Origin of the sequence: Reyranella massiliensis 521 (genome assembly GCF_000312425.1) — a bacterium.
GTDB lineage: Bacteria > Pseudomonadota > Alphaproteobacteria > Reyranellales > Reyranellaceae > Reyranella > Reyranella massiliensis.
The window spans coordinates 1,692,336-1,711,939 of record NZ_HE997181.1 but is presented as its reverse complement, the minus strand read 5'-3'; the positions used below and the strand labels follow the sequence as shown (position 1 = coordinate 1,711,939).

The following is a 19,604-nucleotide window of genomic DNA, read 5'->3' as shown; positions in this document are numbered from 1 at the left end:
ACGCGTCAGCCTCGCGCCACCTTCTGTTCCTCCAGCCGGTCGGTGGCCGGCGGCGGCGTGCGCGACAGATCGGCGATCTCGCGATAGAGCTCCGGTGTCATGTCGACCTTCACCGAGGCCAGCGAGTCCTTGAGCTGGTCGAGATTGCGGGCGCCCACGATCGGCGCAGTGATCGCCGGATGCGCGCCCACCCAGGCGATGGCGGCGCTGACAGGATGCAGGCCCTTCTGCTTGCAGAAGGCCACGTATTTCTCCGCGACCTCGAAAGCCCAGGCCTCGCCGTAGCGCGCCTCGTACATCTTGTTGGTCTTGAGCCGGCCCGACGCCTGGCCGAGATACTTGCCCGAGAGCAGCCCCGCTGCGGCCGGGCTGTAGGGAATGACGCCGATGCCGTTGGCCGCCGCCATCGGCAGGATCTCGACCTCGGCCTGGCGCTTCACGAGGTTGTACATCGGCTGCACGACCTGCAGACGCGCCCAGTTGTGCCGCTCCTGGATGTCGACCGCGCGCTGCGTCTGCCACGCCGACCAGTTGCTGACGGCGGGATAGATCACCTTGCCGGAGCGCACGAGGTCTTCGAGGGCGCGCATCATCTCGTCGATCGGCGTCACCTGATCGAAGCGGTGCAGGAACAGCACGTCGATCCGGTCGGTCTGCAGGCGCCTCAGGCTCGCCTCGACCGCCTTGGCGACATGGCGGCGGTTGGCGCCGCGGGCGTTGACGTCGGGGCCGGTCGGATTGAAGCACTTGGTGGTGATGACGAGATCGTCGCGATGATCCTTGGCGAGGCGGCCCAGAATCTCCTCGGACCTGCCCTTGTTGTACTCGTTGGCCGAGTCGAAGAAGTTGATGCCGGCGTCGCGGACTGCCTTGTACATCGCGGCGGAAGTGGCTTCGTCGGCGTCGCCGCCGAAGGACATGGTGCCGAAGCAGAGTTGCGAGACGGAGATGCCGGTACGGCCGAGGAGCTTGGTCTTCATGGCGTGATGCTAGCACGAAGCCGCTGGTGCAGGCCCAGCCCTCCGACGATCAGCGCCAGCCCGCCGCCGATCAGGAAGCCCGTGGCGTAGCCGCCGGTGAGCGTGAGCGCCGCGCTGAACAGCAGCGGCAGGAGCAATGCGCCCGCATCGCCGAACGCCAGCACGGCGCCGGTGGTGGCGCCGATGCGGCCGGGCGGCGAGAGCCTTGCCACCTCGGCCAGCAGGACGCCGTGCCAGCTCACGGCGGTGACGCTCAACAACGTGGCGATCACCGCGGCGACCCAGGTGGGCCATGCAGGATCGATGCTGGCGGTCAGCGCCGCGGCCGCCGCCATGCCCACGCCCAGCACCGCCAGCAACGTCGCCGGCTTCACGAACCGCGACGCCAGCCAGCCCCATCCGATGCGGGCCGGCACGGCCACGGCCACGGCAATGGCGAAGACGAAGCCGGCGCGTTCCAGGTCGTAGCCGAGCCCGCGCACGAGATAGAGCACGAAGAAGCCGGTGAAGAGCGTCTGCAGACCGACGAAACTGAACATCGCCAGGCAGAGTGCGCGCAGCGCCGGATTGCGCACGACGCTCGCGACGTTGGCCCGGATATCGGCCGGCGACAGCGGCTGGTTGGGATTGCGGTCGGTATCGAAGCGCCCGCGCAACGGCTGCAGCGCGATAACGGTCAGGACGCAGATGCCGGCGACAACCAGAAGCGCCGTGCGCCAGCCGGCTTCTGTGGCCAGCGCCGGCGCCACGACGCCGGCCAGCATCAGGCCCACCGGAACGCCGGTCTGCTTGATCGAGAAGACGAGCGGCGCCAGATGTTTCGGCGAGAGCCGGCCCAGCAGATGCGAACTGGAGGGCGTCGACAGCGCCTGCCCCAGGCCGCCGACGAAGGCGCCGACGGCGAACAAGGCCAGCCAGCCGGACACCACCACCGCGAGGCCTGCCCCCAGGGCCAGCATGCCGACCTGGGTCATGCGCAGCGCGCCATAGCGCTGGATGAAGCCGCCGCATCCCATGGTGGTGATGAAGGCCGCAACGGAGCCGATGGCGAGATAGATGCCGACCAGCGCCGGATCTATGTGGAGATCCGCGACGATGGCGGCGGCGATAAGCGGCACGGTCGAGCGTCCCATCGTCGCGAAGGTCTGCTGGACCGTCATCGCACCGAGGGCGAGATAGAGGTCGAAGATCGCCGGGGTCCTGCTGCCGTCTTCCATTTCGCCCAGCATGGCATGGCGATGCGGCGGGAGTCGCGCGCTCTCCCGCGAGACGGTACGCTCTGCGACATGGACGGGGGAAAATTCGATTTCATCGTCACCGGCGCAGGCTCGGCCGGCTGCGCCGTCGCCGGCAGGCTGAGCGAGGACGGCCGCTACTCGGTGCTCCTGCTCGAAGCGGGTCCCAGCGACACCTATCCGTGGATCCATGTGCCGCTCGGCTATCACAAGACCTTCAACAATCCGAAGGTCAACTGGATGTTCGACAGCGAGCCGGAGCCCGAACTGAACAACCGCATCATGTACCAGCCGCGCGGCAAGGTGCTGGGCGGCACCAGCTCGATCAACGGCATGGTCTACATGCGCGGCAACGCCGCCGACTACGACGAGTGGAGACAACGTGGCTGCGAGGGTTGGGACTACGACTCCGTCCTCCCCTACTTCAAGCGCGCCGAAGACAATGAACGCGGCGCCGACGCATTCCACGGCACCGGCGGCCCGCTCAAGGTCCAGGATCATCGCTGGCAGCCGACGCTGGCCAAGGCGATGCACGACGCCGCGGTCGAGGCCGGCATCCCGGCCAACCCCGACTTCAACGGCGCGACGCAGGAAGGCGTCGGCTACTACCAGACCACCATCAACAAGGCGCGGCGCTGGTCGAGCGCACGGGCCTATCTGCGCGAGGCGAAGAAGCGCCGGAACCTCACGATTGCGACCTCGGCCCATGCCACCAGGGTGCTGATCGAAAACGGCCGCGCCGTCGGCGTCGAATACAGGACACCGGCCGGCCTGCAGACGGCGCGGGCCAATCGCGAGGTAATCGTCTCCGGCGGCGTCTATGGCTCGCCGCAGCTCCTCCTGCTGTCAGGCCTCGGCCCGGCCGAGCATCTCAAGCAGCACGGCATCGACGTCGTCAGGGACATGCCGGGCGTGGGCAGCCACCTGCACGATCACTTCAACACCTACATCGCCTACAAGTGCAGCCAGGCGGTCACCATGAACGACCTGGCGAACAGCCTGCCGCGTCGCCTCCTCGCCGGCGCGATGTATGCGCTCGGCCGCACCGGGCCGCTCGCCAGCATGGGCCTCTATGTCGGCGCCATGGTGCGCAGCGACAAGCGGCTGGAGCGGCCCGACCTGCAGATCAATATGTTCGCCTGGGCCATCAAGACCCGCGACCGCAACGGCGTGCAGGCCCAGCCCTTCTCCGCCTTTGGCCTCAGCCCCGTGCATCTGCGTCCCGATGGCCGCGGCACGGTGCGGCTGAAGTCGGCCGATCCAATGGCCGCGCCCGAGATCAGGTTCAACTTCCTGCGGACCGCCAACGACTGGAACGCCATGCTCCAGGGCATGCGCCTCTGCCGCGAGATCGGGAGGCAGCCGGCGCTGAAGCCGTTCGTCGTCGAAGAGATCATGCCGGGTCCCGGCGTCGCCGAGGAACCTGCACTGCGCGATTACCTGCGCAGCACCGGCGTCTCCAACCTGCATCCCGTCGGCACCTGCCGCATGGGCCACGGCCCCGACGACGTGGTCGATCCGCAGCTCAAGGTCCACGGCATCGCCGGCCTGCGGGTTGCCGATGCCTCCATCATGCCGAACATCGTCGCCGGCAACACCAACGCGCCATCGATCATGATCGGCGAGAAGTGCGCGGATATGGTGCGGATGGCGGCGGTCTGAGAGCCGCCCGCCCTTACCCGTTCCTCTTGACCACCTTCGGGTACATCACGGCGTCGCCATGGGAGAACATGTGCGCCAGTTCCTCGTCGGTGATGTATTCCGGCGTCCGGCCGTTGGCCGCGCAGAGCTGCTCGACGATGATGTTGCGCTTGATCTCGCTCACCAGCACGCAGGTGCGATGGTAGGCTTCCGACACGCTGCGCCCAAGCACCGTGAAGCCGTGACGCTTCATGATGATGCAGTTGGTGTCCTGGATGAACGTCTTGATCGGTCCGACATCCTCCTCGACGTTGATGCTGGCCGGCAGATAGTGCGCCGGCTTCTGCATAAGGTAGCCGTAGGTCAGACTGAACGAACGGATCTGGTCATAGCCGGCGGCCATGAAGGCGATCATCTCGTCATGATGCAGATGGATCACCGCGTTGACGTCGGGCCGCAGGCGCAGGATCTCGCGATTCATCTGATGCCCCACCGTCGTCGCCCGCTCGCCACGCAGGATGCGGCCGTACGGGATGTCGGTGATCACCAGATCATCTTCCTCCACCTCCTCCAGGCTGATGCCTTGAGGCTTGGCGTAGCAGACGCCATCGGCGTGATCGGGATGGGCGACGCGGATCACCATGCCACCCACGCTGCTGTTGACCAGCCCGCGTGCGGCCAGGCGATGGGCGTAGATAACGTAGCTCTTCGTTACCTTGGGATCGAACTGGACATTGGGATCGGGTGTCAGTTCGTTGACCTTGAAGGCCGGGCTCGTGCTGCCATCCATGGTGTTGTCCTTTCTTATTCCGGCTTGATACCGAGACGATCCGCGAGCGCGCGCAGATCGGCGGTCTGCTTCGCCATCAGACTCGCGAACTCCTGCGGGGTCGACATGACGGGCTCGACGTCCATGGCCCGCAACGCCGCGCGGCCCGGATCGACGAGGAAGCCATCGGCCAGCGCCTTCTGGATGCGCTGCGCGATCTCCTGCGGCAGACCGGCCGGGGCAACGACGCCATACCAGAAGACGTCATCGAAGCCCTTCACGCCCAGGCTCTCGAAGGTCGGCACGTCCGGCAGCACCGGCGACTTGCGCGTCACGGCAAACCCCGTCAGCCGCCCCTCGCGCACCAGTCCAGCCGAGCCCGAAGGATTGTCGAGCATCACGGCAACGGTGCCGTTCATCAGGTCGGGATAGGCAACGCCCGACCCCTTGTAGGGCACGTCGATCATCTTCAGGCCGGCGATCAACTCGAACTGCTTCGTCAGCAGGTAGCCGAGCGTCGAGGTGCCGAGCGAAGCGCAGGGAACCTTGCCCGGATTGGCCTTGGTGGCCGCAATGAAGCCCGCGAGGTCCTTCGAACCTGCGGCCGGCCCGCCGATCAGAATGTAGGGCGTGGTGCCCAGCAGCGTGACGGCGGTAAACGACTTTACCGGGTCGTATGGGAGATCCTTGCGGAACACCGGCGCCGCCGCGTGGCTGCTCGCCGTTGCGATGCCGAGCGTATAGCCATCCGGTTCGGCCTTGGCGACGACATCGCTGCCGATCGTTCCGCCGGCACCGGGCTTGTTCTCGACAACGACGGGAACGCCCAGCACTTCCGACAGGCGCTGCATGGCCTTCCGTCCGATGGCATCCGTACCGCCGCCCGGCGGCAGCGCGACGACACATCGGATCGGCTTGTTGGGCCAGGTCCCCTGAGCGCGGACAATGGCGGGAAAAGCCAGGCTGGCCGTGGCAGCCTTGAGAAGAATACGGCGCGATGTTCCAGTCATGTAGTCATTGTTGCGCCGAACGGACGACGCAACAAGACACCGGAGCCGCACGTCAAATCTTGATTCCGGCCTTCTTGATGATCTCGCCGAAGGATTGCGCTTCGCGGGCGATGGTTTCGCGGAACGCCAGGGCTTCGAGGTAGCTCGGATAGTTGCCGCTGGCGACGAGCTTCTCGTTGATGTCCGGCATCGCCGCCGCCTCGCCGATCGCGCGGCTCATCTTGTTGACGACGGCAGGGCTGGTTCCTCGCGGCGCCAGGATGCCATACCAGGCATCGCCGCCCATCTTGCCGTAGCCCTGCTCCTTCAGGGTCGGGATATCGAGCCGGCCCGGCCAGCGCTTCTCGCTGGCGATGGCGAAGCACTTCAAGCGGCCAGCCGCGATATGCGGCAAGGTCGTCGGATCGAACTGGACCTGGATCTGGCCCGACAGCAGGTCGTTGGTCGCCGGTGCGCTGCCCTTGTAGGGCACATGGACCATCTTCACGCCAGCCTCGATGTTGAAGATCTCGCCATAGAGCTGGGTGATCGTGGCGAGCCCCGCCGATCCGAAGTTGATCTTGCCGGGATTGGCCTTGGCGTAGGTGATGAACTCCTGAAGGTTGTTCGACGGCACCTGCGGGTTGATGCCCATGCCGATCCAGGACGTCGCGTGCCGTGCCACCGGAACGAAGTCGGCGGCGGGATCGTAGGGCAGCGGCTGCAGGTGCTGCGTGATGCAGACCATGGCCGTGGTCGACATGAGGAACGTGTAGCCGTCGGGCACCGTGTTCTTGACGTGCTCCGCGCCGATCGCGCCGCTGGCGCCGCCCTTGTTGTCGAACAGGATGCTCTGGCCCAGGATCGAGCCCGCCCGCTCCAGCACGATCCGCGTCGTGACATCGGACGGGCCGCCCGGCGGGTAAGGAATGACGATGCGGATTTGCCGGCTCGGCCAATCGCTCTGCGCCGAGGCGATGGCGGGCGCCGCGACCAGCCCCGCGGCCGTCATCGAGATGAAAGGACGGCGCCCAATCTTCTGCTTGCCCATGGCGTTTGCTCCCGGAGTCTCTTTTGCCCGGGAGCATACACCGGCAGGCGTCAGTCGCGCACCGTCATGTCCACGGTCCGCGCCTTGTGGGCGTAGATGTCGATCTTGGCCCACATGCGGGCGACCGCAACGGCATCGGCCTCCGCCTCGGTCGCAAAGGGTCCGTGCCAGGCCATCGTCTCGATTACCGGCTTGTTCCAGTTGGCACGCCGGCCCTCGATTGCATACTCAGCCTCGAACACGAACCACATAACGCCCTCCTTCAGGCGGCTTCCTTGTCGTTGCCCTCGCCCACCCGCGCCGCCAGCGATGCAGCCATGAACTCGTCGAGATCGCCGTCGAGCACCTTCTGCGGGTCGGAGCGCTCGACGTTGGTGCGCAGGTCTTTCACCATCTGATAGGGCTGCAGCACATAGGACCGGATCTGGTGGCCCCAGCCGATATCGGTCTTGTTGGCTTCCGCCTCCAGCCGCTCCGCCTCGCGCTTCTGCAGCTCGACCTCGTAGAGGCGCGCCTTCAGCATCTGCATGGCCTTGGCGCGGTTCTGGTGCTGCGAACGCTCCTGCTGGACGGCGACGGCAATGCCGGTCGGAATGTGCGTGATGCGCACCGCCGAGTCGGTCTTGTTGACGTGCTGCCCGCCTGCGCCCGACGCGCGGTAGGTGTCTACGCGCAGATCCTTGTCGAGGACTTCGATCTCGATATTGTCGTCGACCTCGGGATAGACCCAGACGCTGGCAAAGGACGTCTGCCGGCGGGCGTTGCCGTCGAACGGCGAGATGCGCACCAGCCGATGGACGCCCGATTCGGTCTTCAGCCAGCCATAGGCGTTCGGCCCCTCGACCTTGAAGGCGCACGACTTGATGCCCGCTTCTTCGCCGGCGCTCTCCTCGAGCCAGCTCACCTTGTAGCCGCGACGCTCGGCCCAGCGCGTATACATGCGCGCCAGCATCTCGGCCCAGTCCTGGGCCTCGGTGCCGCCGGCGCCGGCATTGAGTTCGACATAGGCGTTATTGGGATCGGCCTCGCCGGACAGCAGCGTCTCGAGACGTGCCGTCGCCGCTTCCGAGCGCGCTTCGCCCAGCGCCTTCTCGGCGTCGGCGATCATCGCCTCGTCCTTCTCGGCCTCCGCCATTTCGATCAGGCCGACATTGTCGTCGATCGAGGCGCGCAGGCGCTTGATGGTCCCGATGGCCCCCTCCAGCCGCGTGCGCTCGCGCATGACGGCCTGGGCCTCCTTGGGATCGTTCCAGAGCGCCGGGTCTTCGGCGCGCGCGTTCAGCTCATCCAGACGTACGACGGCACGGTCGTAGTCAAAGACGCCTCCTGAGGAGTGCGAGCGACTCCTCGATTTCGGTCACCATGGCCTGAGCTTCGGCGCGCATCGTCACTCCTCAAACGGACCGCGGGCCTCAAAGCGCGGGGGTTACCCCGCGCGGAGCCCGCGTCCCACGATCAAGATCAATAGGTTTCGCCGGTGCCCGAGAGACCCGGACGCCGGGAGCCACCCGCCTGCTGCGGGCCCGCGGTGGGGTCTATAGCGGAATAAGGGGCCGACCCGTCAAGCGGCGAGACTTGATAACCTTCCGCCCCCGGCTCGGTGCCTGGCTTGAAGACCTCGTCGATCGTGCCGCCCTCGTAAGTGAACTTCACCATGCGCAGGCCCGGCGGCACGCGGAACGGCGTCGGCGGCTTGCCCTTGAAGATTTCCTTGGCGATCGCCTCGTAGATCGGGGCCGCATTGCCGCCGCCGGTTTCCTGCGAGCCCAGCGTGCGCGGTTCGTCGAAGCCGATATAGACGCCGATGGTGATGTCCGGCGTGGAGCCCAGGAACCAGTTGTCGTGCGCGTCGTTGGTCGTGCCGGTCTTGCCGGCAATCGGCCGCCCCAGCGCCGCCAGCCGCCCGGCCGTGCCGCGCGTGGTGACGCCCTGCATCATGCTGACGACCTGATAGACCGACGCCGGATCGTGGAACGGCTTGCGGCCATCGATCAGCTCCGGCGCGACCGGCTTGCCGCTGGCAGCGGCCTCGCCGCAGCCGCCGCACGTGCGCGGCTCGTGGCGATAGATCGTGCGGCCATTGCGGTCCTGCACACGATCGACCAGCGACGGCGTGATCTCCAGCGCGCCGTTGGCCAGCATCGCATAGGCCATGGTCATGCGCAGAAGCGTGGTCTCGCCCGCGCCCAGCGCCATCGGCAGATAGGCGCCCATATTGTCGGTGACGCCGAATTCCTTGGCGACCTCGACGACCTTCTTCATGCCGACCTGCTGAGCCATGCGCACGGTCATCAGGTTGCGCGACAGTTCCAGACCGCGGCGCACGGTCGTGGGCCCCAGCATGTCGCCGCCGTAGTTCTTCGGCGTCCACAGCGGCTGGCCGTAGCCCGGGTCGTAGACGAAGGGCGCATCGAGCACGATGCTGGCTGGCGAGAATCCCGAGTCCATCGCCGCGAGATAGACGAACGGCTTGAAGGCCGAACCGGGCTGGCGCGCGGCCTGGACGGCGCGGTTGAACTGGCTCCGGCCATAGGCCCAGCCGCCGGACATGGCGAGCACGCGGCCGGTCTGCGTGTCCATCACGACCACGCCGCCCTCGACGTTGGGAACCTGGCGCAAAGCGTAGGTCCGCGGCGGATAGGGCTTGGCGTTCTGCCCCGCCGGCTTCTCGACCTTCTCGACGACGATCACGTCGCCCACCGCCACGACGTCGCGCGGACCGCGCGGCGCGCCGCCGACAGTCTGATCCTTGAGAGTGGGACGCGCCCAGGTCATCTCGGCAAACGGCACCGTGCCTTCGCCGTCGCCGGGCAGGCCCACGATCTGGACCGCCTGCGCCTCGACCTTGCTGACGACCGCAAGATGCCAGCTTGCCGGGCCGAGCAACGGCCGGCGCTGGGCGATGCGGGCAAACTCCTCCTCCCAGACGGTCATGTCGGGGATCTTGGCGTAGGCCCCGCGCCAGCCATGGCGACGGTCGTAGGTGATCAGGCCATCGCGCAGGGCGGTGTCGGCCACGGCCTGTATCGAGGGATCGAGCGTCGTGCTGACGGTCAGCCCGCTTTCGTAGAGGCTCTTTTCGCCATAGGCGGCCATCAGGTTGCGGCGCACTTCCTCGGCGAAGAAGTCGGCCGTCGCGGTCTCGGTGGCGCTGCGCCGGCGGTACTGCAGCTTCTCGGCGCGCGCCGCCTGCGCCTCGGCCGCCGTGATGTAGCCGTCCTCCAGCATGCGGTTCAGCACATAGTCGCGCCGCGCGTAGGCTTCCTTCTCGTTGCGCACGATGTTGTAGCGGTTCGGCGCCTTGGGCAGCGCCGCGAGATAGGCGATCTCCGACAGCGAAAGCTCGCCTAGCGAGCGGTCGAAATAGTTCAGCGCAGCCTGCGCCACGCCATAGTTGCCGGACCCCAGATAGATTTCGTTGAGGTAGAGTTCGAGGATGCGCTCCTTCGAGTAGGTCTCCTCGATGCGGAAGGCGAGGATCGCCTCGCGAATCTTGCGCGCCAGGGTGGCCTGGTTGGTCAGGAGGAAGTTCTTGGCCACCTGCTGGGTCAGGCCCGAGGCCCCTTCCGGTCGCTTGCCCGGGTTGGCGACGTTGGCCACGACGGCGCGCACCACGCCGATCACGTCGATGCCGGGATGGCTGAAGAAGCGCTGGTCCTCGGCGGCGACGAAGGCTTCGAGCACGCGCTTGGGCATGGCCGCGACCGGGACATAGATGCGCTTCTCGCGGGCATACTCGGCGAGCAGGCGACCGTCGGCGGCATAAAGACGGGAGGTCGTGGCCGGCTGATAGTCGGCGAGTTGCTTGTGGTCCGGCAATCCATGACTGAAATGCCAGAACAGGCCCGCCACGGTGCCGGTACCTACGATCAGGGCGGCCGTTGCGAAGGCCAGCGCCACTTTCATGAAATTAAGCACACTCATCTTCTACAAGGATTTCCTGCCCCGTGCAGCAGGGCGAGAAGTACAGGGTGCCGCGGACTTAAGCCTTTCTTGTGGCGACACTGGCCCCAAAATAGGCATCGACCGATGCGCGCAGGGCCCGTGCCAAAGAAAGCTGGTGCTGGCGCACCGTCAGCAGCTTCTCGTCCTGTGGATTGGAGAGGTAGCCCAGCTCGACCAGCGCCGCGGGAATTTCGGCCGAGGTCAGGACGGCGAAACCCGCCTGCCGATGGGTGCGCGGCAGCAGCCGCACGCCGTTCCTGGCGAAGGTCGCCACGATCGTCTCGGCGAGCCGGCGCGACTCGTTCACCGTGCCGCGCTGGCTCATGGCCACCAGGGTCTGGGCGACATTGTCGGGCTTGTCGGCCAGCCGCATGCCCGACACGACGGCATCGGCGCGGTTCTCGCGCGCAGCCAGCGCGGCGGCTTCGCGGTCGCTGGCATCCTCGGACAGCGTGTAGACCGAGGCGCCGCGCACATCGGAGTTGTCGTGCGAATCGGCGTGAAGGGACAGGAACAGGTCGGCCTTGGCCGCCTGTGCGCGGGCCACGCGCTCGCGCAGGGCAATATAAGTGTCGCTGTTGCGGGTCAGCAGGACGCGATACCGCCCCCCTGCCAGGAGTTCGCGCTGCACCGCGCGGGCGATCGTCAGGACGATCTTCTTCTCCTGGGTTCCCCGTGCCCCCAGAGCGCCGGGGTCCTTGCCGCCATGGCCAGGGTCGAGGACCACCAGCTTCGGCTTTGCCCTGGTCGTCGGCAGCGTCGGCGGCGTCGGCTTTCCGATCGATTTGCGATTCTGCTGGCGCTTGGTGGACTTCTTGCTCGGCCCCGCCCACGCCTCGCCCATGCCGGCGCCAAAGGCGGTCAGCCCTGCCAGGACGGCAAGCAGCTCGCGACGGCGGAAAAGGGACATGGCTGGCGTCAGAAAATTAGAAGGAGCGGTAATTATTCTTTCGATTATCTTAAACTTGATACACAAGAAGCGCGAATATTTCAAGTATTCTCAATCGCTTAAAGGCGAAAACTCATGCGACGCAATGTTTTGATTGTCGCTCAGTTTCTAACCCCGTATGTTGCGGCTGCGAGCAGTCGCCGTCGTTCGTAGCGCCCCTCATCCCTCGGGAGGTCTGGAGTGCTCCGACGGCAGTCTCCGGGCCGGACCGGGCTGGCGCCCTTAACCAAGAAGCGGGCGCGGTGGGTCAAACCGGGATTGTCAGGCAGGCGGTGGCTATCAGGAACCTCGAGGTCGGCAGGATCCAGTTGTGATCCGGCGGCGCGTAACTTCCCCGTCTTGGCCTGAGTTGGCCGTTCGACGGGTCGATGACGCACCGTCCCCCTCGCTTTAGTGAGGCGGCTAGGCCGCCGGTCGCTCGCGCCGGTTGGGATCGAACGCCTCGGAGCGAGCCCATGGCAAGGCGCATGCTCATCGATGCGAGTCACCCGGAGGAAACCCGGGTCGTCGTCGTCGATGGAACACGACTCGAAGAATTCGATTTCGAAACCGCAACCCGCAAGCCCCTCAAGGGCAACATCTACCTGGCGAAGGTCATCCGCATCGAACCGTCGCTGCAGGCGGCGTTCGTGGAATATGGCGGCAACCGCCACGGCTTCCTCGCCTTCTCCGAAATCCACCCGGACTACTACCAAATTCCCGTCGCCGACCGCGAACGGCTGATCGCCGAACAGCAGCGTCTGCACGCCGAGGCCGAGGACGAGGAGCCCCGCCGGCGCAGCCGGGTCGATCGCACCGATATCGAAGAGGTGCGCGAGGACAATCGCGAGGCGGCCGACGACGACGACGAACAGCCCGCGCCCACCGAGGCGTCGGCCGACGCCGTGGCCGACGCGCCGGCACCTGACGCCGTCGCGGCAGACCCTGCCGGCGAGCAGCCTGCGGCCGACGCGCCTGCGGTCGAAACCGCAGCCGCCGAGCCGGCTCCCGCTGAATCTGCTCCCGTCGAACCCATTGCTGTCGAGACGGCTGCCGTCGAGGTCGCTCCCGTCGTCGAGACGGCGCCGGCCAGCGAGCCCGAGCCGCAGGCCCAGCCCGCCCAGGCAGCGGAAATCCCCGTCGAACGCATCGACGGCCCGGTTCATCACGAAACCGCTGAGACGGTCGCCGAAGCCGAGACCGTCGTGGTCTCCGAGACCGGCGAGCCCTCCTCCGAACCCGTCCCGGCCGAGGCATCGAGCGAGACGTCGACCGAGATGTCGACCGATCCGTCGGAGGCACCGCAGCCCGACGTCACGGTCGAGACTCTGGGCGGCGACGAGGTCGTCGAGGAGCGCGAGACGCGCGAGCGTCGCCGCCGCAACCCGATCCGCCAGTACAAGATCCAGGAAGTCATCAAGCGCCGGCAGATCCTGCTGGTGCAGGTCGTCAAGGAAGAGCGCGGCAACAAGGGCGCGGCGCTGACCACCTACCTGTCCCTGGCCGGCCGCTACTGCGTGCTGATGCCCAACGCCGGCCGTGGCGGCGGCATCTCGCGCAAGATCTCCAACCCCGCCGACCGCAAGCGCATGAAGGAGATCCTGGCCGAGCTCGACGTGCCGCAGGGCATGGGCGTGATCCTGCGCACTGCCGGCCTCGAACGCAGTACCATCGATATCAAGCGCGACTACGAATATCTGTCGCGCCTCTGGGATTCGATCCGCGAACTCACCATGCGCTCGACGGCGCCGGCGCTGATCTACGAAGAAGGCGACCTCATCAAGCGGTCGCTGCGCGACGTCTACGACACCGACATCGCCCAGGTTCTGGTCGAGGGCGAAGCCGGCTTCCAGGCGGCATCCGAATTCATGCGGCAGCTCGTGCCGCACCAGGCCAACAAGGTCGAGCTTTACCGGGAGCCGATTCCCCTCTTCCACCGCTACCAGGTGGAGAGCCAGTTCGACGCGATGCATTCGCCGACGGTGCAGCTGCGCTCCGGCGGCTACATCGTGATCAATCCGACCGAGGCGCTGGTCGCCATCGACGTCAACTCGGGCCGCTCGACGAAGGAGCGCAACATCGAGGAGACGGCGGTCCGGACCAACATCGAGGCGGCCGAGGAAATCGCCCGCCAGGTCCGCCTGCGCGACCTTGCCGGCCTGATCGTGATCGACTTCATCGACATGGAGGAGACGCGCCACCAGCGCCAGGTCGAGCACAAGGTGAAGGATGCGATGCGCAACGACCGCGCCCGCATCCAGATCGGCCGCATCTCCGCCTTCGGCCTGCTCGAGATGTCGCGCCAGCGGCTGCGGCCCAGCCTGCTCGAGCACTCGACCGAGACCTGCCCGCATTGCGCCGGTACCGGCCGCATCCGTTCGATCGAGTCCGCCGCGCTGCATGCCTTGCGCGCCATCGAGGAAGAAGGCGTGCGTCGGCGGGCGAGCGAAATCCTGGTCAGCCTGCCGCCGAACGTGGCGCTCTACCTGCTCAACCAGAAGCGGCACACACTCAGCGACATCGAGAACCGCTACAACTTCCATGTCACGATCGAGGCCGACGACGAGCTGCATGCGGCGGACTGCGAGATCGAGCGCGTGCGTTCGCGCCGCGAAGATCGCAGCGAGCGGCCGGCCCAGGAGCTGGCGCGCGCCAGCTACGAGGAAACGTCGGGTGAAGCTGCTCCGGCAGAGCACGAAGACGAGACCGAGAGCCGTGGCGACAGCGAGGATCGTGGCGAGGAGCGCAGCGCCGACGATGAGAATGGCCGCGGTCGTGGCCGCCGTCGCCGTCGTCGTCGTCGTGGCCGCCGCGATGGCGAGAGCGAGGGCGAGGAGTCTGATCGTCCGCGCGTGGCCGGCGAAGAAGGCGCCAGCGATGAGCCGCGCGACGATGCTTCCCGCGAGAGCGACGCCGACGAGAGCGATGCGCCGGAAAGCGGTGCCGAGCAGGCCGAAGGCGAACGGGCCGACGGCGAACAGGCCGAAGGCGCAACCAACGGCGACGCAACCGACGACGAACGTGGCGGCGATCGCCGCCGCCGTCGTGGCCGCCGCGGTGGCCGTCGCCGTCGCCGCGAGAACGGTGAAGCCGAGCCGGGTGACTTCCCGCAGCACGAGCAGAGCGCCAATGGCGAAGATGCACCGGCGGCAGACGCCTCGACGGGGCAGGAGGAATCTGCTTCGGAGTTCCCGCCTGCAACCGCGACGCACGAGCCGGCGCTTGTCGATGCCGCACCGCCGATGGAATTCGCGCCCTTCGATCCCGGCCCGCCGGTGAATGTCGAGGCGGCCGAGCCTCCGCCTCCCCCGCCGCCACCTCCCGCAGAGCCCGTCGCGGTTACGCCGGCGATGGTTGCGGCCCCGCCGGCCGAGCCCGAACCCGCCCCCGCGCCGCCCCCGGTCCCCGTGATCGACGCGCCGCCGGAAAAACCCAAGCGCGGATGGTGGCGCCGCTAACGCGGCACTACCCGCAGTAAGAAACGCGCAACTGGAGTTGCGCGTCCGGAGCGACGACAATCTTCGGCATGATTGATCGTCGTCGCCTCCTTCTGGCCAGTACGGCCGCGCTGTCCATCGGCGGCGCGGCGAAGGCCGACAGTTTTCCCAACGGCCCCTTCCGCATCATCGTCCCATTCGGTCCCGGCTCGGCGACCGACCAGAGCGCGCGCAATGTCGCCGAGGGATTGAATCGGGCCTTTGGCGTTGCCGCCGTCGTCGAGAACAAGCCCGGCGCCAACGGCGCGATCGCGGCCGAAGTCGCGGCCAAGGCCAAACCCGACGGGCAGACCATCTTCGTCTGCTCCAATACGGCGGCGGCCTCCAATGTCGCGATGATGAAGTCCCTCTCCTACGATCCGCTGAAGGACTTCGATCCGGTTACGATCATCGGGCGGGCGCCGGTGTTCATGATCGTCAACGCCAAGGTCGAGGCGAAGTCAGCGCCGGAATTCGCGGCCCTGTGCAAGCGCCAGCCCGGCAAGATCAACTTCGGATCGGGCAGCGCCTCGACCCGCATCTCCGGCGAGCTGTTCAAGGCCAAGGCCGGCGTCGACATGGTGCATGTGCCCTACAAGAGCACGCCCGCCGCGCTGCAGGACTTGATGGCCGGCCACGTGCAGATGTGCTTCGCCGATCCGGTGACCAGCCTGCCGCAGGTCAAGGCCGGCACGGTGCGCTGCCTGGGTGTCGGCAGCCGCGGCCGCTACAAGCTGACGCCCGACATCCCGACCTTGATCGAACAGGGCATCCCCGACTTCGAACTGATGACCTGGACCGGCATCCTGCTGCCCCGCGGCGTGCCTCAGCCGGTCCAGACAAAGCTGCGCGAGGCGATGCTGAAGGCCATCACCGACCCGACCTATGTCGAGCGCCAGGCGCAGGGTGGCTCGGAGATCGCCCCTTCAAGCCCCGAGGAAATGCGCCGGATCATGGTGGCCGAGATCCAGCTCTACAGGGACATGATGAAGATCGCCGGCATCGAGCCGGAATGATGCCAAAGGCAGCGCCCTCCCTTTGCCGGCGGCGCATTCGTTCCAGAACGGATCATTCCGCCGCTGGCGACAGGTCTGCCACCTGATAGGCAAGGGATATGACGATCGCACGCCCGCAAGCCTCGGCCTGGCCAGAAGCCGCCCGCCTGGCGGCGTTGCGCCAATACGACATTCTCGACACTCCTGCAGAGCCGACTTTCGACGCCCTGACAAATCTGGCCGCCCGAATCTGCGGGACCCCGATGGCGGCCTTCGGGCTGATCGACCGAAACCGAGTATGGTTCAAGTCGCAGGTCGGGCTCGGCGTCTCCGAAATCCCCCGCGATCTGGCGTTCTGTGAACGGACCATCCAGATCGGCGATCTTTGTGTCGTGCAAGATGCCGCGCTCGATCCGGTGTTTCGCGAAAGCCCGCTGGTCGTCGGTCCCCCCAAGGCACGCTTCTATGCCGGAGTCCCCGTACGCTGCGGCGACGGCTTGCCGATCGGAACGCTTTCCGTTCTCGACAGCACTCCACGCGTACTCGAGCCCGTTCAGGAAAAAGCGCTGATCGATCTGGCGCGGCAAATCAGCGAGCTGTTCGAGCTCGGCCTTGTCCGGCGGAACTTAGGAACAACACTCGATCACGCTGCCGGCGGCATCCTGGCCGTCGACCGCGACCTCCGCGTCACTTTCATCAGCCGCGAGGCGACCCGTTTGCTTGGCGCCATTGGCGAAGACCTCACCGGCACGGCCCTGTCTGCCGGCTTGCAAACGGCTCTACGAAAGACGGAGCGTCATCGCTTCGAGATATTCCACGAACCCTGCGACCGTTGGCTGGACGTCACCGCCGATCCGCTGGACGACGGACTCACGGTCCATATCGGCGACATCACTGTCCGCAAACGCGAGGAGCTGCAACAACGCGCGAGCAATCGCGTCCTGCGGCTGATTGCGCTTGGCGGCGCATTGACGACGATCCTGCGGGCCTGCGCCCGATCGATCAGCGACATATCGCCGGGACAGCGTGCCTCGATCCTCCTGATCGCCCCCGATACCGGACGCCTGAGTGTCGGTGCTGCCCCTTACCTGCCTCCGTCGTTCCTGTCGGCCCTCGACGGGCTGGCCATCGGCCCCGATTCGGCCTGCTGCGGAACGGCCATTCATCGGCGCCAGCTCGTCGTCGCTGACGACATCGGCAGCAATCCGCTTTGGGCCGACCTGCACGCTGTCGCGGCCAGCCACGGGCTGCGTGCCTGCTGGTCGATGCCGATCCTGCACTCAGACGGCTCGCCCGTCGCCGCTTTCGCGGTCTATCGCGATGCGGCCAGGGGCCCGACCGAAGCCGATCTCGCCGTGCTTACCCATTTCGCCAAGCTCGCGGCTCTGGGCATCGAACATGTGCGGCGCGACGAAGCCCTTCGCGAAAGCGAGCGGCGCGCCCTCCAGCTTGCGGAGAATGTCGACGAGATATTCTGGATTGCGACCGTTCCTGACAATCGCGTGCTTTACGTCAATCCCGCCTACGAGAAGATCTCGGGCCGACGCAGCGAAGCGCTCTATCACAGTTTGAACGAGCTGCTCGATGCCATCCATCCCGAGGATCGCGCCCGCATCCAACTCCCCGCGACACACTTCCCGAACGGATCGCACCTCAACCATTTTCGCCTGATACGGCCCGACGGTACGGTGCGATGGATCGAAGACCGGGCCTTCCCGGTATACGACGGCCAAGGCAGGCTGATACGACGGGTCGGCGTGGCCAAGGACGTCACCGACGCCAAGCTTGCCGAACTCAAGCTGCGCGAAAGCGAGGAGCGACTGAGCATCGTCGCCCAGACCACGGCCGATGTCGTCTGGGACTGGAACCTGACCAGCGATATGATCCGCTGGAACGACGGTCTGAAACTGCGCTTCAGGCACGAATTCGGCCCTGACGCGCCGTCGGCGAGCTGGAAGGACCATATCCATCCTGACGATCGCGAGCGCGTCGTCGCCGGGATTTATGCCGTGATCAATGGCCGGCTCAACGACTGGCAGGACGAGTATCGCTTTCTCTGCGGCGATGGCTCCTCGATTGTCGTCATCGATCGCGGGCGCGTCATCCGCGACGAAGCCGGCAAGCCGCTGCGCATGGTCGGCTCGATGATCGACGTGACGCAGCAGCGCCATCTCGAAGAGCAGCTTCGCCAATCGCAGCGCCTCGATGCGGTCGGTAAGCTGACCGGCGGCGTCGCGCACGACTTCAACAACATCCTCATGGTGATTGCCGCCAACGTTGAGGCCTTGCAGGAGGAGACCCTCGACAAGCAGATGGCCGAGCGGTTGGAGCGCATCGGCGGCGCCGCGCGGCGTGCCGCCGACCTGACCCGGCAGCTCCTCGCCTTCTCGCGCAAGCAGACCTTGCGGCCGCAGATCACCGACCTCAACGCACTGATCACCGTCACAGGAAGTCTCCTGCATCGCACCTTGGGCGGCGAGATCGACATCGACATGCGGCTGGCGGACGAACTGGGCTACACCAGCGTCGATCGCAGCCAGTTCGAGACCGCCCTGGTCAACCTCTGCATCAATGCCCGCGACGCCATGCCGGTGGGTGGCCGGCTGGTGATCGAGACCGGCAACGTGAGCTTTGCCCGAGGCAACGAAGGTGAAATCGCGCCCGGCGACTACGTGATGCTCGCCGTGACCGATAGCGGCACCGGCATGCCGGCCGACGTCGCCTCGCGCGCCTTCGAACCCTTCTTCACCACCAAAGATGTCGGCAAGGGCAGCGGGCTTGGCCTCTCGATGGTCCACGGCTTCGTCCATCAGTCGAAGGGCCATATCGACATCCAGTCCCAGGTCGGCTGGGGAACGACAGTTCGCATCTATCTGCCGAGGGTCGAAGGCACCACCGAGCAGCTTGCCATGTCGGCAGAGGCGGCGCCGCGCGGCAAGGAACGCATCCTCCTGGTCGAGGACAATGACGAGGTGCGCTTCCACGTCTCCGCCATGCTCGCCAGCCTGGGCTACGAGGCCACGAGCGCCGCCAGCGGCCGCGAAGCCCTGGAGTTGCTGGATCGTGCCGGCGACTTCGACCTCCTGTTCACCGACGTCGTCATGCCGGGCGGCCTGAACGGCCGCGAAGTCGCCGAAGAAGCACGCCGCGCCCGGCCCGGCCTTCGGGTCCTGTTCACCTCGGGCTATGCCGAAGGCGCATTGCAGAACGATGGCCGCCTGGAAGCCGGCGTGCTCCTGCTGCCGAAGCCCTATCGCAAGCGCGACCTCGCCCAGAAGGTGCGCGAGGCCCTGTCGGCACCGCCCGGCGCCGTCCCCGGCCCTGCGCCGCCCCGGCCGGGCCCGGCCGGCCGGCTCAACGTCGTTGCGCTGAAATAGCCGGCTATTTCTGGCTGCGTTCGTTATGTCGCATTAGGCATACCGAATACGCTGCTCCGGAAAGAAATTGTTCTACCAGGCCAACGACTAGGCAACGCACGACCGCCGTTGCCGCGGATCTAACTTCCTCCACATTTGGCTTTGCCAGGTGGTACTTTCCTGACGTTATATCTATATATATACAGCGAAGCGCAGGAATTACACCAATCCGGAGGATC

Annotated in this window: 13 protein-coding genes; 4 read left to right on the top strand and 9 right to left on the bottom strand. The window is 66.5% G+C overall.

Annotated elements, in window-relative coordinates:
• Positions 1 to 5 precede the first annotated feature (5 nt).
• Together BN60_RS08365 and BN60_RS08360 are read right to left on the bottom strand one after the other, a co-directional pair.
• Positions 6 to 980 carry an aldo/keto reductase gene (locus tag BN60_RS08365; RefSeq protein ID WP_020695571.1) on the bottom strand — a complete coding sequence of 325 codons (975 nt, stop codon included), beginning with the start codon at positions 978 to 980 and terminating at the stop codon, positions 6 to 8.
• Positions 977 to 2,209, bottom strand: a complete 1,233-nt coding sequence (locus BN60_RS08360; RefSeq protein WP_020695570.1) for an MFS transporter — start codon at positions 2,207 to 2,209, stop codon at positions 977 to 979. The genes BN60_RS08365 and BN60_RS08360 overlap by 4 nt, the downstream gene beginning before the upstream one ends.
• Before the next feature lie 57 nt (positions 2,210 to 2,266).
• On the opposite strand from BN60_RS08360, the gene BN60_RS08355 reads away from it, so the two are divergent.
• The gene (locus BN60_RS08355; RefSeq protein WP_020695569.1) at positions 2,267 to 3,877 is read left to right on the top strand and encodes a GMC family oxidoreductase; all 1,611 of its coding nucleotides are present in this window, start codon (positions 2,267 to 2,269) and stop codon (positions 3,875 to 3,877) included.
• Between the two features lie 13 nt (positions 3,878 to 3,890).
• Here the strand turns inward: BN60_RS08355 and BN60_RS08350 are convergent, their stop codons facing one another.
• From BN60_RS08350 to BN60_RS08320, 7 genes are all read right to left on the bottom strand, one after another.
• The gene (locus tag BN60_RS08350; RefSeq protein ID WP_020695568.1) at positions 3,891 to 4,646 is read right to left on the bottom strand and encodes a class II aldolase/adducin family protein; all 756 of its coding nucleotides are present in this window, start codon (positions 4,644 to 4,646) and stop codon (positions 3,891 to 3,893) included.
• A gap of 14 nt (positions 4,647 to 4,660) precedes the next feature.
• Positions 4,661 to 5,635 (bottom strand): Bug family tripartite tricarboxylate transporter substrate binding protein, encoded by a 975-nt coding sequence (locus BN60_RS08345; protein ID WP_020695567.1) that lies wholly within the window; start codon positions 5,633 to 5,635, stop codon positions 4,661 to 4,663.
• A gap of 52 nt (positions 5,636 to 5,687) precedes the next feature.
• Positions 5,688 to 6,665, bottom strand: coding sequence for a Bug family tripartite tricarboxylate transporter substrate binding protein (locus BN60_RS08340; RefSeq protein ID WP_020695566.1), 978 nt, complete (start codon positions 6,663 to 6,665; stop codon positions 5,688 to 5,690).
• A 50-nt stretch (positions 6,666 to 6,715) separates the two neighbouring features.
• The gene (locus BN60_RS08335) at positions 6,716 to 6,916 is read right to left on the bottom strand and encodes a hypothetical protein (protein WP_020695565.1); all 201 of its coding nucleotides are present in this window, start codon (positions 6,914 to 6,916) and stop codon (positions 6,716 to 6,718) included.
• 11 nt (positions 6,917 to 6,927) lie between these two features.
• A protein-coding gene (gene prfB / locus BN60_RS08330) for a peptide chain release factor 2 (protein WP_148283356.1) occupies positions 6,928 to 8,050 on the bottom strand; the annotation gives its coding sequence in 2 pieces (ribosomal slippage) (positions 6,928 to 7,980 and positions 7,982 to 8,050; 1,122 coding nt in all).
• Between the two features lie 76 nt (positions 8,051 to 8,126).
• Positions 8,127 to 10,589 carry a penicillin-binding protein 1A gene (locus BN60_RS08325; RefSeq protein ID WP_083856012.1) on the bottom strand — a complete coding sequence of 821 codons (2,463 nt, stop codon included), beginning with the start codon at positions 10,587 to 10,589 and terminating at the stop codon, positions 8,127 to 8,129.
• A gap of 58 nt (positions 10,590 to 10,647) precedes the next feature.
• A complete protein-coding gene (locus BN60_RS08320) occupies positions 10,648 to 11,520 on the bottom strand; it encodes an N-acetylmuramoyl-L-alanine amidase family protein (protein WP_051150106.1) in 873 nt (290 codons plus the stop codon).
• Between the two features lie 494 nt (positions 11,521 to 12,014).
• Here BN60_RS08320 and BN60_RS08315 point away from each other — a divergent pair, with 494 nt between their 5' ends.
• From BN60_RS08315 to BN60_RS28735, 3 genes are all read left to right on the top strand, one after another.
• Positions 12,015 to 14,996, top strand: coding sequence for a ribonuclease E/G (locus tag BN60_RS08315; RefSeq protein ID WP_043283747.1), 2,982 nt, complete (start codon positions 12,015 to 12,017; stop codon positions 14,994 to 14,996).
• A 68-nt stretch (positions 14,997 to 15,064) separates the two neighbouring features.
• Positions 15,065 to 16,030 carry a Bug family tripartite tricarboxylate transporter substrate binding protein gene (locus tag BN60_RS08310; RefSeq protein WP_020695561.1) on the top strand — a complete coding sequence of 322 codons (966 nt, stop codon included), beginning with the start codon at positions 15,065 to 15,067 and terminating at the stop codon, positions 16,028 to 16,030.
• Positions 16,031 to 16,128: 98 nt separating this feature from the next.
• Positions 16,129 to 19,386: a PAS domain-containing protein gene (locus tag BN60_RS28735; protein ID WP_020695560.1), complete on the top strand. Its 3,258-nt coding sequence runs from the start codon at positions 16,129 to 16,131 to the stop codon at positions 19,384 to 19,386.
• Positions 19,387 to 19,604: the final 218 nt, after the last annotated feature.

Bases quoted from the DNA above. Each gene is read 5' to 3' on its own strand.
- BN60_RS08365 (WP_020695571.1), bottom strand. From the start codon at position 980: ATGAAGACCAAGCTCCTCGGCCGTACCGGCATCTCCGTCTCGCAACTC.
- BN60_RS08360 (WP_020695570.1), bottom strand. From the start codon at position 2,209: ATGCTGGGCGAAATGGAAGACGGCAGCAGGACCCCGGCGATCTTCGAC.
- BN60_RS08355 (WP_020695569.1), top strand. From the start codon at position 2,267: ATGGACGGGGGAAAATTCGATTTCATCGTCACCGGCGCAGGCTCGGCC.
- BN60_RS08350 (WP_020695568.1), bottom strand. From the start codon at position 4,646: ATGGATGGCAGCACGAGCCCGGCCTTCAAGGTCAACGAACTGACACCC.
- BN60_RS08345 (WP_020695567.1), bottom strand. From the start codon at position 5,635: ATGACTGGAACATCGCGCCGTATTCTTCTCAAGGCTGCCACGGCCAGC.
- BN60_RS08340 (WP_020695566.1), bottom strand. From the start codon at position 6,665: ATGGGCAAGCAGAAGATTGGGCGCCGTCCTTTCATCTCGATGACGGCC.
- BN60_RS08335 (WP_020695565.1), bottom strand. From the start codon at position 6,916: ATGTGGTTCGTGTTCGAGGCTGAGTATGCAATCGAGGGCCGGCGTGCC.
- BN60_RS08325 (WP_083856012.1), bottom strand. From the start codon at position 10,589: ATGAGTGTGCTTAATTTCATGAAAGTGGCGCTGGCCTTCGCAACGGCC.
- BN60_RS08320 (WP_051150106.1), bottom strand. From the start codon at position 11,520: ATGTCCCTTTTCCGCCGTCGCGAGCTGCTTGCCGTCCTGGCAGGGCTG.
- BN60_RS08315 (WP_043283747.1), top strand. From the start codon at position 12,015: ATGGCAAGGCGCATGCTCATCGATGCGAGTCACCCGGAGGAAACCCGG.
- BN60_RS08310 (WP_020695561.1), top strand. From the start codon at position 15,065: ATGATTGATCGTCGTCGCCTCCTTCTGGCCAGTACGGCCGCGCTGTCC.
- BN60_RS28735 (WP_020695560.1), top strand. From the start codon at position 16,129: ATGACGATCGCACGCCCGCAAGCCTCGGCCTGGCCAGAAGCCGCCCGC.